This window comes from Erwinia sp. AC075 (assembly GCF_979253995.1).
Window position 1 is genome coordinate 4,278,233 of sequence record NZ_CEEDEU010000001.1, and the last position, 12,054, is coordinate 4,290,286.

A 12,054-nucleotide genomic window follows, 5' to 3' on the forward strand; every position below is an offset into this window, starting at 1 on the left:
GGCTGTGAATTAGTCAGCGGCCATCAGGTTGCGCGAGAAGTTGCGGACATCGGCGCCGGCTTTCAGGCGATAGAGTTTCGCTTTTCGCGCACCGGTGGCCACGCTTTCGCCGGTTTCTTCGAACATCTCAGAAGCCTCAAACCGGCGGATCAGGCTTTTGCGCTGCACCGTTTGGCCAAGGATCGTTTCGGTGACATCCTGAAGCTGAGTCAACGTAAATGCTGCGGGCAGGCAGTACACCGGCAGCAAGGAATAGAGCGTCTTCTGCCGTAATCGCTGCAAAGCGGCGGCAATAATCTGCTGATGGTCAAAGGCAATATCTGACCTCGACGCCAGCTCTGCCACTGGCTGCCACTGCACATCACTGATGGCATCACTTTCCGACTGGCAATTCTCTGCTGCTATCAACGCATACCAGGCCGATGTCAGGCTCCAGCCGCGCGGATCCCTGTCGGGGCCCGAAAAGGTTTCTAATTGCTCCAGCCAGGGCGGAATCACGCCCGTTTTCTCCTGCAACTTCCTCATTGCTGTGGCTCTGGTTGAGTCATCACGCGTTAAATCAATAAACCCACCCGGTAACCCCCAAAAACCTTGCTGCGGATGGTTGGCACGCTGCACCAGCAACACACAGAGTCGTTGGTCAAAGAGCGTAAACAGGACGCTGTCGACGGTGACAATGGGCGTGGGATAGCGGCTGGGATCATAGCCGGCCAGATACTGCTGTTCTGCTGTCATGGGATTGCCTGCGAAGAAGTGTCACAAAGACACATTATCAGTCTGCTGCGCGTCATTCAAATACCGCTGCGTGAATGATGTTTTAATCTGCATTAAATCATATGGTTATGTGTTTATCACCCGAAATGGAAATCAAACGCTTGCTTAATAGTGTCTCATGGACAATTATATAAATGTCTCTCGGACATTAATCATAACTGAAAGGAGTCTGACAATGATGAAACTCTCATTAACCCTCGATGGACAGGAAACGGCATTCGATACCGGCCGCTTTCCTGATGGTGCGGTCTGGGCTCACCTGCTTCCGCCACTGCGTTCACAGGCAAACGTGCTGACGCTGCGGGCGACAGCAATGCAGAGCATGGACGATCTGATGCTTGTGGCGCAGTTACTGGATGCTGCTCGCCAACGCTACACCCTGACGTTAACGACCCTCGAACTGCCCTGGCTGCCTTATGCCCGTCAGGATCGCAACATGCGTGATGGCGACAGTTTCGCGTTGAAGGTCTTTGCTGGTTTCATCAATCAGTTGGGCTTTGACCGGGTGAAAGTGCTGGACCCGCACAGTGATGTGGCTGCAGGTGTCCTCGATCGCATGATGGCTATCCCACAACATCGTTGCCTGCAACACAGTCGCAGTCTGATGAGCAAACTGGAACAGGGAATGATGCTGATAGCGCCGGACGCTGGCGCGCTGAAAAAAATTCATGCGCTGGCTCAGCATGTCGGGGCCAGCGACTTTGGCATCCTGGCCAAGCACAGAGATATCACCAGCGGCAGGTTAAGTGGATTTGAGCTGCTGAAAGGCGAGGTTGCGGGACGCGATGTGCTGATCGCCGATGACCTGTGTGATGCTGGCGGCACCTTTATCGGTTCGGCCGCCGTTCTGCGCGGGGCGGGAGCCCGCTCGGTCAGCCTGTATGTCACTCATGGCCTGTTTACTAAAGGGGTTGATCATCTGCTGAGTCAGGGCATTGACCATATCTGGACTACCACTTCCATTGCCGATCCGGCCATTGCGCAGCCGCATGTCGAGCTGATTAACAGCGATGCCATTTTCCACCGCGAAGGAGATAACCATGCAAACTAATCCGATTCTGGCCATTGATGGTTACAAGACCTCGCACCGTGAGCAATACCCGCTGGGCACCAACAAGGTCTATTCCAACTTCACGCCGCGCGGAAACCGCTTCTTCCATTCCCCGCTGGCCGACGACCGCCTGGTGTTCTTTGGCCTGCAGGGCTTTCTGCAGTGGTTCATGGTCGATCTGTTTAACGACAAGTTTTTCGCCCAGCCAGAAGAGGTGGTGGTGGATGAGTATCAACAGCTGATGGACAGCTACCTTGGAAAAGGCAGCGTCAGCGTTGATCATATTCGTGCGTTGCACCGCTTAGGCTATTTGCCGCTGGAGATCAAAAGTCTGGATGAAGGCAGCAAAGTGCCGATGAAAATTCCGGTGCTGACCATCACCAACACGGTTGATGAATTTTTCTGGCTGGTCAATTACCTGGAAAGCGTGATGTCGGCGGAGTTATGGAAATCGTCCACCAATGCCACCGTCGCCAGCCATTACCGGCAGATTTGCCAACTGTGGGCGGACCGCACCTGTGACGATAACAGCCATATCGATTTTCAGTGCCACGACTTCTCCTTCCGGGGAATGTCAGGCTTGCATGATGCCGCACAGGCGGGTGTCGGGCACCTGCTGAGCTTTACCGGCACCGACAGTTTGCCTTCCATTCTGTATGCCCGCCGTTACTACACGCCGGCCAAAGATTACTTTATCGCCGGCAGCATTCCGGCCACCGAGCACAGCGTGATGTGCATGGGAGAAGAGCAGGGCGAAATCGCCACCTTCCGCCGGCTGATCACCGAGCTTTACCCGCAGGGATTTGTCTCTGTGGTGTCGGATACCTGGGATTACTGGAAAGTGCTGACCGAATACAGCCGCGAGCTGCGGCCGGAGATTATGGCGCGTGAGGGGCGTCTGGTGTTTCGCCCGGACAGCGGTAACCCGGTGGAAATCTTATGTGGAACGGGTGATGATCAGGCGACGGATCCCGCGCGAACCGCCCAGCAAAAAGGCTCTGTTGAAGTGTTATGGGAAATCTTTGGCGGTACGGTGAACAGCAAGGGCTACAAAGTGCTGGATCCGCATGTGGGGCTGATTTATGGCGACTCGATTACCCTGGAACGCGCGAATGAGATCCTCAGCCGTCTGGAAGCCAAAGGCTTTGCCAGCAGTAACGTGGTGTTTGGGGTCGGCTCTTACACCTACCAGTACAACACCCGGGACACCTTCGGCTTTGCGATGAAAGCGACTTACGGCGAAGTGAATGGCGTTGGGCGTGAAATCTTTAAGCAGCCTAAAACCGACAGCGGCATGAAGAATTCAGCGCGTGGCTTGTTGCGGGTCGATCGGAATGCCGCCGGGGAATTAACGCTTAAAGATGGGCAAAACTGGGCGCAGGAGCGCGGCGGGGAACTGAAAACGCGTTTTCTCAATGGCAAGCTATTGAATACTGAGGATCTTGCGACGCTGCGTCAGCGTCTGGCCGCACAGTAAATCAGCAAAGCGTCAGAGGTGCGCATTTCACGCGCCTCTGACGTGTGGCATCAGGAGGCCATCAGGGTTTCCAACTGCTCCTGCGCATCCAGCCATTCCATCTCACACTCTTCCAGCGCCGATTTTGCCGTAGCCTGCTGTTGTAGCGCTAACGTGAGATCGGCTTTGCGGCTCTGATCGTAGATGTCGCCATCGGCCAGTTTGGCTTCCGCCTCTGACAGTTGCGTGTTCAGCTTTTCCATCTGCTTTTCCAGCTTCTCGATCTGCTTACGCAGCGGCTGAGTCTGGGTGCGCAGTTCCGCTTCACGCCGTTTCTGGTCTTTACGGTTTTGCGCGCTGTTGGCGCTGTCCTGCTTCGGCTCTGACGCCGAGGTCTGCTTTTGCAGATCGCTCAGCCACTGCTGGTAATCTTCCAGATCGCCATCAAACGGCTCGACCTGACCATCGTGAACCAGGTAGAGATCGTCGGTGGTGGAGCGCAGCAGGTGACGGTCGTGCGAAACGACGACCAGTGCGCCTTCGAAATCAATCAGCGCTTCGGTCAGCGCCTGACGCATATCCAGATCCAGGTGGTTGGTCGGTTCATCAAGCAGCAGTAGGTTAGGGCGCTGCCAGACAATAAGGGCCAGCACCAGCCGCGCTTTTTCACCGCCGGAGAAGCGTTCGGTGTTTTCAGTGACTTTATCGCCCTGGAAACCAAAGCTGCCCAGATAATCCCGCAGCTGCTGTTCCAACACTTTTGGCGCCAGACGCACCATATGCTGCAGCGGAGATTCATCTGCCCGTAAGAATTCCAGTTGATGCTGGGCGAAGTAACCAAGCTTGATGCCTTTTGCCAGGCCGATATCGCCCTTTAACGGCGCCAGATCGCCGGCCAGCATCTTAATCAACGTGGATTTACCGGCACCGTTGCGGCCGAGCAGCCCAATGCGGGAGCCGGGAACCAGGTTCAGCTTGATGGAATTCAGGATGATTTTATCACCGTAACCGGCGGTGACTTTTTCCATCTTCAGCAACGGGTTAGGCAGGCTTTCCGGCTCGCGGAAGCTGAAGGTGAACGGGTTATCAACGTGAGCAGGCGCGATCATCTCCATGCGCTCGAGCATTTTGATGCGGCTTTGTGCCTGCTTGGCTTTGCTGGCTTTGGCCTTAAAGCGGTCGATAAAGCTTTGCAGATGCGCCACTTTTTGCTGCTGATTTTCAAACATCGACTGCTGCTGCGACAGCTTGGTGGCGCGCTGAATTTCGAACGAGCTGTAGTTGCCGGTGTATTCGTTCATCGACTGGTTTTCGATATGCAGAATTTTGTCGACCACCGGATCGAGGAAGTCGCGGTCATGCGAAATCAATACCAGCGTGCCCTGATAGCTGTTCAGCCAGCGCTCCAGCCAGATCACTGCATCAAGATCGAGGTGGTTTGTCGGTTCATCGAGTAACAGCAGGTCAGAGCGACAAATCAGCGCCTGCGCCAGGTTAAGACGCATGCGCCAGCCGCCGGAGAAATCGCTTACCGGGCGTTGCAGCTGTTCCTGAGAAAAGCCCAAACCGTTAAGCAGGCTGGCGGCGCGAGGCTGTATTGTCCAGGCCTGAATCGCATCCAGCTTACCGTGCAGCGTGGCGATGGCGTGGCCGTCGTTGATCTCATTGGCATGTGCCAGTTCAGCTTCCAGCTGACGGAATTCGCGATCGCCATCGATCACGTATTCAATCGCCGGAACGGAAAGGGCCGGGGTTTCCTGATTGACCCAGGCCAGCGACCAGGTGCCGGGAAAGCTAAAGCTCCCTGCATCGGCGCTTATCTCGTTTTTGAGCAGCGACAGCAGCGTGGATTTACCGCAGCCGTTTTTTCCCACCAGGCCCACTTTCTGCCCGGGGTTAATCGTGGCTGTGGCATTGTCCAGCAGTACGCGGACACCGCGTCGAATTTGTAACGATGAGAAGACAATCATAAGCGCCGTAATAGTCAGGATATGTTAAATTAAACCATCAATTTTTTCGGAATCTTGAATTCCGTTGCGTCGAGCATGGTAGCGGAATTTCCCCGCCGTGACGATGATTTGGAGGGGAATGATGTCGCAGCCACCTAAAGTTTTGCTGCTTTATGCACACCCGGAATCACAAGACTCGATAGCCAATCGGGTTTTGCTGCAACCGGCCTATGATTTGCCGCACGTGACCGTTCACGATCTCTACGCGCACTATCCTGATTTCTTTATCGATATTCACTACGAACAGCAGTTGTTGCGCGAGCACGACATCATCGTTTTCCAGCATCCTCTTTATACGTACAGCTGCCCGGCGCTGCTGAAAGAGTGGCTCGATCGTGTGCTGTCACGCGGTTTTGCCAGCGGTCCCGGCGGCAACGTGTTGGAAGGCAAATACTGGCGCAGTGTGATCACCACCGGTGAGCCCGAAGCGGCTTACCATCAGGAAGGGCTGAACCGCTATCCGATGTCAGACATTATGCGTCCGTTCGAGCTGACGGCGCAGATGTGCCGGATGCACTGGCTGACGCCGATGATCATCTACTGGGCCCGTCGCCAGACCCCGGACGTGATGAAGAATTTTTCGCGAGCTTACAGTGACTGGCTCGCTTCCCCTTTGCCTTATGGAGGTATTTGAATGGAAGGACAAACTCTCCTGACGGCAGGCGTGGTCTATTTATTTGCTGCGGTTATCGCTGTGCCGATTGCGGCCCGTTTAGGCATTGGCGCGGTTCTGGGCTATCTGCTGGCGGGTATTGCCATCGGCCCGTGGGGACTTGGTTTTATCAGCGATGTGGACGAGATCCTTCACTTCTCCGAGCTGGGCGTGGTGTTCCTGATGTTTATCATCGGCCTGGAACTGAAGCCCTCAAAGCTGTGGGAGCTGCGTCGGTCTATCTTCGGCGTCGGCGCGGCGCAGGTTATCTTCAGTGCGGCCATTTTGGGCGGGCTGCTGCTGCTGACGGACTTCTCCTGGCAGGCCGCGACCATTGGCGGCATTGGCCTGGCGATGTCCTCAACGGCGATGGCGCTGCAGTTAATGCGCGATAAGGGCATGAACCGTAACGAGTCCGGTCAGCTGGGCTTTTCGGTGCTGCTGTTCCAGGATTTGGCGGTGATCCCCGCGCTGGCGCTGGTGCCGTTACTGGCCGGCGGTGACAGCGGCCACACCGACTGGATGAAGGTTGGCATGAAGGTGCTGGCCTTTGCCGGCATGTTGATTGGTGGTCGCTATCTGCTAAAGCCGATCTTCCGCTTTATCGCCGCTTCCGGCGTGCGTGAAGTCTTTACCGCAGCGGCGTTGCTGCTGGTGCTGGGTTCGGCGCTGTTTATGGATGCGCTGGGGCTTTCGATGGCGCTCGGAACCTTCATCGCCGGGATCCTGCTGGCGGAAAGTGAATACCGCCATGAGCTTGAAATCGCCATCGATCCCTTCAAAGGGTTGCTGCTGGGCCTGTTCTTTATCTCCGTCGGCATGGCGCTGAATCTGGGCGTGCTTTATACCCATATCACCGAAATCCTGATTGGCGTGGTGGCACTGGTTTCCATCAAAGCCGGCGTGCTCTATCTGCTTTCCCGCATCTTTGGCCTGCGCAGTTCAGAACGCCTGCAATTTTCCGGCGTGCTGAGCCAGGGCGGTGAGTTTGCCTTTGTGCTGTTCTCCGCTGCCTCCTCGGCGAAGCTTTTCACCGGCGATCAGATGCCGCTGCTGCTGGTTACCGTCACCCTGTCGATGATGACCACGCCGTTGCTAATGCAGGGCGTGGATAAGATTCTGGAAAGACGCTTTAACGAAGTGGATGAGACCGCCGAGAAACCGTTCGTTGAGGATGATAAGCCACAGGTGATCGTGGTGGGCTTCGGGCGTTTTGGTCAGGTTGTCGCCCGCCTGCTGATGGCCAACGAGAAACGCATTACCGTGCTGGAGCGCGATATCAGTGCGGTTAGCCTGATGCGAAAATACGGTTACAAAGTATACTATGGGGATGCGACCGAGCTGGAGCTGTTGCGTGCCGCTGGCGCAGAAACCGCCCAGTCTATCGTGATTACCTGTAACGGCCCGGAAGATGCGATGGAGATTGTGCATCTCTGCCAGCATCACTTCCCGCACCTGCAGATCCTCGCAAGGGCGAGGGGACGTGTGGAGGCGCACGAGCTGATTCAGGCTGGCGTGACGCAATTCTCGCGTGAGACCTTCTCCAGTGCGCTGGAGTTAGGACGCAAGGCGCTGATGACGCTGGGCATGCATCCTCATCAGGCGTTTCGCGCCCAGCAACATTTTCGCCGGTTAGATATGCGGATGCTGCGTGAACTGATGCCAAATCATGCTGACAGCCAGCAAATTTCCCGGGTAAAAGAGGCGCGTCGTGAGCTGGAAGATATTTTTCAGGCTGAGATGCAGCATGAAAAACGCCAGTTTGATGGCTGGGACGAATTTGAATAGGATCGATTATGCGTAAAAGATTTATTGCAGGTGCCACCTGCCCAAAATGCAAGGCTCAGGACACGCTTGCGCTGTGGCAGGAGAATAATATCGATGTGGTTGAGTGTGTTAAGTGCGGCCACCAGATGCGTGAAGCCGACAAACAGGCGCAGGAACAGGTCAGAACCAATGAGCAAGTGATTGGAATTTTCCATCCTGAGTAGCGTTATGCCTCAGCTTTTTTTAAGCTGTAACACACAGCGGCATTGAAATTCGTTACAATCGGCGCAATTTAGAGTCTTTCGCGTTGGCAAACAGGTCAACAAACTAAGGACTCAACGTTCTCAACGGTTAGGAGTAATCATGAAAGTAGCTAAAGACCTGGTGGTCAGCCTGGCATACCAGGTACGTACAGAAGACGGCGTGTTGGTCGATGAGTCCCCGGTGAGCGCACCGCTGGATTACCTGCACGGTCATGGTTCCCTGATCTCAGGTCTGGAAAAAGCCCTGGAAGAGCATCAGGCGGGTGATAAGTTCGAAGTGAACATCGCTGCCGACGACGCTTACGGTCAGTATGACGACAACCTGGTACAGCGCGTACCGAAAGACGTGTTTATGGGCGTTGATGAACTGCAGGTTGGCATGCGCTTCCTGGCAGAAACCGATCAGGGTCCTGTTCCGGTAGAAATCACCGAAGTTGAAGACGAGCACGTTGTGGTTGACGGTAACCATATGCTGGCCGGTCAGAACCTGAACTTCAACGTTGAAGTGGTTGCGGTTCGTGAAGCGACGCCGGAAGAACTGGCCCATGGCCACGTTCACGGTGAGCACGGTCATGACCACGATCACGACCATGACCATGATCACGACCATGGTAAAGGCGGTTGTGGTACTGGCGGCTGTGGCTGCCACTAAGTGCCCGACACGAAAAAAGGAGCCCACGGGCTCCTTTTTTTATGCGCTGAACCGGCCGTTAGTAGTGCGGCGGCGGGGCTTCTTCAGACTGTGACGCGATCATCGAAGGAGCCGCTGATTTTAGCTTATCGGTCAGCAGGCGCATTTGCTCACGCAAACGGGCCATCTCCAGTTCATGATGAATCACCGTTTGGTTAAGCTCTTCCAGGGTATGTTCCTGAAAGGCCAGTCGGCTCTCCAGCATCTCCATCCGCTCTTCAAACAATGATTGTTGCATACGTTTTCCTCTTGTTGCTGCACTGGCCGGTATACTGGCCGAATGGCGTGATTCTAACGGCAAAGCCTGGCTTGAAATAGGGATTTTGCGGTTAATTTCGCTCCAGCGGTTGAAAAAGTTCTTTCGCGTCTGCATCTCTGTGGTGAAACTTTCGCAGGGGACTGCGGTCGGAAGTTAACTTAGTTTTCATTGCGAGATTGTGTAGCTTCCTCGCAGACAGTTATAGTGCAGGCCCTGGCCTGTAAACGATTTCCGAGGTGAGAGCCTTCGGTTTTGGAGAAATGGATGAAATCACTGTTTAAAGTCACACTGTTAGCCACCACCATGGCCGTTGCGCTGAATGCGCCACTGGCAATGGCTGCCGAAACTACTCCGGCAGCAGCACCGGCTGAACAGGCACCACAGCAGGCACCGAAGAATGCAGCCTTCAAGAATGACGACCAGCAGTCCGCTTATGCGCTGGGTGCGTCATTGGGTCGCTACATGGAGAACTCACTGAAAGAGCAAGAGAAACTGGGCATCAAACTGGATAAAGATCAGCTGATCTCCGGTGTTCAGGACGCTTTTGCGGGTAAGAGCAAACTCTCAGACCAGGAAATCGAGCAGACGCTGCAGTCATTTGAAGGCCGCGTGAAAGGCGCCGCTCAGGCCAAGATGGAAAAAGACGCAAAAGAGAACACCGCGAAAGGTGAGGCTTATGCCACCAAGTTCGCGAAAGAAAAAGGCGTGAAGAAAACCGAGTCTGGCCTGCTTTACCAGGTTGAGAAAGAAGGTACCGGCGACGCACCGAAAGACAGCGACACTGTGGTAGTGAACTACAAAGGTACGCTGATTGACGGTACTGAATTCGATAACTCCTACACCCGCGGTGAGCCACTGTCATTCCGTCTGGATGGCGTTATCCCAGGCTGGACTGAAGGTCTGAAGCACGTGAAGAAAGGCGGTAAGATTAAGCTGGTGATCCCACCACAGCTGGCTTACGGCAAAAACGGCGTTCCGGGTATCCCGGCTAACTCCACGCTGGTGTTCGATGTTGAGCTGCTTGACATCAAACCTGCTGCCAAAGCGGATGCTAATGCTCCGAGCCCAGCAGAAGCCCCAGCCGCCACGCAGGCGAAGTAACACCTCTCACCGCCACACATTGTGTGGCGGTGTGCTTTCCCCGCTGTAAAATCCCTCTTGTTGTTGCGTTCCCCGGCATTTCATGACAAAGGTCAGGACAGGCGTTTCTGATATTTGATAGACTGTGCCTCACGCATTTTCTTCAGAATGAGTCTGCCCTTGCGCCGTGCGACAGGCTCTCTTAAAGGGTGGTGTCTAAATGTCTGGTTCAATTTTTACCGGTGATGTGGCCGATCTGGAATTACTGGAACAGCATCCCTTCGTGCAAACTGACTTTGATATCCTCAAATCCTATGAAGCGGTGGTGGATGGATTGGCAATGCTGATCGGCTCCCACTGCGAAATCGTGCTGCATTCACTGGAAGATTTGAAGTGCTCAGCGGTCAGAATCGCCAATGGCGAGCACACGGGGCGTAAAATTGGGTCGCCTATCACCGACCTGGCGCTGCGTATGCTGCATGACATGAATGGCGCAGACAGCAATGTCTCCAAAGCCTACTTCACGCGGGCAAAAAGCGGCGTACTGATGAAATCGGTGACCATTGCCATCCGCAACGGCGATCAACGCGTCATTGGCCTGCTGTGCATCAACATGAACCTGGATGTGCCTTTCTCTCAGATTATGGCGACGTTTATGCCACCGGAGACACAGGACGCGGCATCTTCCGTGAACTTCGCGTCGTCGGTTGACGATTTGGTGATGCAAACGCTGGAGTTCACCATCGAAGAGGTGAGCGGCGACCGCAATGTGTCCAACAACGCCAAAAACCGTCAGATCGTGCTGAACCTGTATGAGAAGGGGATCTTTGATATCAAGGATGCCATTAACCAGGTCGCCGACCGGCTGAATATTTCCAAGCACACGGTTTATCTCTACATCCGCCAGTTCAAGAATGGCGATTTGCAGGGGCACGATCGCTGATGCGTTATTCCCTGCTGGTCACCGGACCGGCTTACGGCACGCAGCAATCCAGCAGCGCCTATCTTTTCGCCCAGGCTTTACTGGCCGCCGGCCATCAGTTGGAGAGCGTGTTCTTCTATCGTGAAGGCGTGCTGAATGCCAGCCAGTTAACCTCACCGGCCAGCGATGAATTTCACCTCAGTCAGGCCTGGCAGCGCCTGCATCAGGAGCAGGGCGTGACGATGAATATCTGCGTGGCCGCGGCGTTACGTCGGGGCATTACCGATCGGCAGGAAGCGACCAATCTGGGGCTGCCTGCGGCCAATCTGGCGGAAGGCTTTCAGCTGTCGGGATTGGGTGCGCTGGCGGAAGCGGCGCTGACCTGTGACCGTCTGGTGCAGTTCTGATGAACCGTGTGGCGTTCGTGTTCAGCCAGGCTCCTCATGGCAACAGTGCCGGCCGCGAAGGGCTTGATGCGGTGATGGCGATGTCTGCATTGAGTGAAGAGCTGGCGCTGTTTTTTGTCAGCGACGGCGTGTTCCAGCTTCTCTCAGGCCAGGACCCCGAACAGATACTTTCCCGCAATTACATTGCGACCTTTGGCGTGCTGCCGCTGTATGACATCGAGCATTTCTATGTCTGTGCGGAATCGTTGGCTGAACGTGGCCTGAGTGCCGAAATGACCAACGTGCTGCCGGTCGAAGTGATGACGCCTGCTGCATTGCGTGAAGCGCTTGGAAAGTACGATCGGATCATCACGTTTTGAGGATTTTATGCTTCACACTCTGACCGCTTCCCCTTTTAAGACCGATTTAGCCGCGATCGTGCGTTTATTTGCGGCAGGCGACGATGTTCTGCTCATTCAGGATGGTGTGCTGGCCGCAATTGAAGGGACGCGTAGCCTTGAAATCCTGCAGAAAGCCCCTATATCCCTGTATGTGCTGGAAGAAGACATTGTCGCGCGTGGGCTTTCTGCTCAAATTTCGACCAGTGTGGCGACAGTAAGCTATACTGATTTCGTCGCGCTGACGGTAAAAAACCCACAACAAATAACCTGGTAACTGAAGATATCCTGGTTATTTCTTGACACCTTTTGAGCTCAGCCCTAAAATTCTGCGTCCTCGTTATAC

Annotated in this window: 14 protein-coding genes; 11 read left to right on the plus strand and 3 right to left on the minus strand. The window is 54.8% G+C overall.

Features of this window, described 5'->3' with window-relative positions; genetic code table 11:
- Window positions 1-9 precede the first annotated feature (9 nt).
- A complete protein-coding gene (locus tag AC0IXH_RS19985; protein ID WP_265909322.1) occupies window positions 10-735 on the minus strand; it encodes an NUDIX hydrolase in 726 nt (241 codons plus the stop codon).
- Window positions 736-949: 214 nt separating this feature from the next.
- Here AC0IXH_RS19985 and prs point away from each other — a divergent pair, with 214 nt between their 5' ends.
- Both prs and AC0IXH_RS19995 read left to right on the plus strand, forming a co-directional pair.
- Window positions 950-1,825 carry a ribose-phosphate diphosphokinase gene (gene prs, locus AC0IXH_RS19990; protein WP_471720895.1) on the plus strand — a complete coding sequence of 292 codons (876 nt, stop codon included), beginning with the start codon at window positions 950-952 and terminating at the stop codon, window positions 1,823-1,825.
- Entirely contained in the window at window positions 1,815-3,302 is a 1,488-nt protein-coding gene (locus AC0IXH_RS19995) for a nicotinate phosphoribosyltransferase (protein ID WP_471720896.1), read from the plus strand. The genes prs and AC0IXH_RS19995 overlap by 11 nt, the downstream gene beginning before the upstream one ends.
- A 50-nt stretch (window positions 3,303-3,352) precedes the next feature.
- Here the strand turns inward: AC0IXH_RS19995 and AC0IXH_RS20000 are convergent, their stop codons facing one another.
- Complete coding sequence (locus tag AC0IXH_RS20000; protein ID WP_013204152.1) at window positions 3,353-5,251, minus strand: ABC transporter ATP-binding protein; 1,899 nt, start codon at window positions 5,249-5,251, stop codon at window positions 3,353-3,355.
- Between the two features lie 121 nt (window positions 5,252-5,372).
- Between AC0IXH_RS20000 and kefG the strand changes: the two genes are divergently transcribed.
- The 4 genes from kefG (at window position 5,373) to slyD (ending at window position 8,624) form a co-directional block, all read left to right on the plus strand.
- Window positions 5,373-5,924 carry a glutathione-regulated potassium-efflux system ancillary protein KefG gene (gene kefG / locus AC0IXH_RS20005; RefSeq protein ID WP_013204151.1) on the plus strand — a complete coding sequence of 184 codons (552 nt, stop codon included), beginning with the start codon at window positions 5,373-5,375 and terminating at the stop codon, window positions 5,922-5,924.
- A complete protein-coding gene (kefB, locus tag AC0IXH_RS20010; RefSeq protein WP_013204150.1) occupies window positions 5,925-7,730 on the plus strand; it encodes a glutathione-regulated potassium-efflux system protein KefB in 1,806 nt (601 codons plus the stop codon).
- Window positions 7,731-7,738: 8 nt separating this feature from the next.
- Window positions 7,739-7,933, plus strand: a complete 195-nt coding sequence (locus AC0IXH_RS20015; protein ID WP_013204149.1) for a YheV family putative zinc ribbon protein — start codon at window positions 7,739-7,741, stop codon at window positions 7,931-7,933.
- A gap of 139 nt (window positions 7,934-8,072) precedes the next feature.
- Entirely contained in the window at window positions 8,073-8,624 is a 552-nt protein-coding gene (slyD, locus tag AC0IXH_RS20020) for a peptidylprolyl isomerase (protein ID WP_013204148.1), read from the plus strand.
- A 58-nt stretch (window positions 8,625-8,682) separates the two neighbouring features.
- Here slyD and AC0IXH_RS20025 read toward each other — a convergent pair whose 3' ends face one another.
- Window positions 8,683-8,901 carry a SlyX family protein gene (locus AC0IXH_RS20025; protein ID WP_013204147.1) on the minus strand — a complete coding sequence of 73 codons (219 nt, stop codon included), beginning with the start codon at window positions 8,899-8,901 and terminating at the stop codon, window positions 8,683-8,685.
- Window positions 8,902-9,186: 285 nt separating this feature from the next.
- Here AC0IXH_RS20025 and fkpA point away from each other — a divergent pair, with 285 nt between their 5' ends.
- From fkpA to tusB, 5 genes are all read left to right on the plus strand, one after another.
- A complete protein-coding gene (fkpA, locus tag AC0IXH_RS20030; protein WP_013204146.1) occupies window positions 9,187-10,023 on the plus strand; it encodes an FKBP-type peptidyl-prolyl cis-trans isomerase in 837 nt (278 codons plus the stop codon).
- 199 nt (window positions 10,024-10,222) lie between these two features.
- The gene (locus tag AC0IXH_RS20035; RefSeq protein WP_013204145.1) at window positions 10,223-10,945 is read left to right on the plus strand and encodes a helix-turn-helix transcriptional regulator; all 723 of its coding nucleotides are present in this window, start codon (window positions 10,223-10,225) and stop codon (window positions 10,943-10,945) included.
- Window positions 10,945-11,331 carry a sulfurtransferase complex subunit TusD gene (gene tusD / locus AC0IXH_RS20040; RefSeq protein ID WP_346568036.1) on the plus strand — a complete coding sequence of 129 codons (387 nt, stop codon included), beginning with the start codon at window positions 10,945-10,947 and terminating at the stop codon, window positions 11,329-11,331. The genes AC0IXH_RS20035 and tusD overlap by 1 nt, the downstream gene beginning before the upstream one ends.
- Window positions 11,331-11,690, plus strand: a complete 360-nt coding sequence (tusC, locus tag AC0IXH_RS20045; protein ID WP_346568035.1) for a sulfurtransferase complex subunit TusC — start codon at window positions 11,331-11,333, stop codon at window positions 11,688-11,690. The genes tusD and tusC overlap by 1 nt, the downstream gene beginning before the upstream one ends.
- Before the next feature lie 7 nt (window positions 11,691-11,697).
- On the plus strand, window positions 11,698-11,985 hold the full coding sequence (gene tusB, locus AC0IXH_RS20050; protein ID WP_105760326.1) for a sulfurtransferase complex subunit TusB: 288 nt from the start codon (window positions 11,698-11,700) through the stop codon (window positions 11,983-11,985).
- Window positions 11,986-12,054 lie beyond the last annotated feature (69 nt).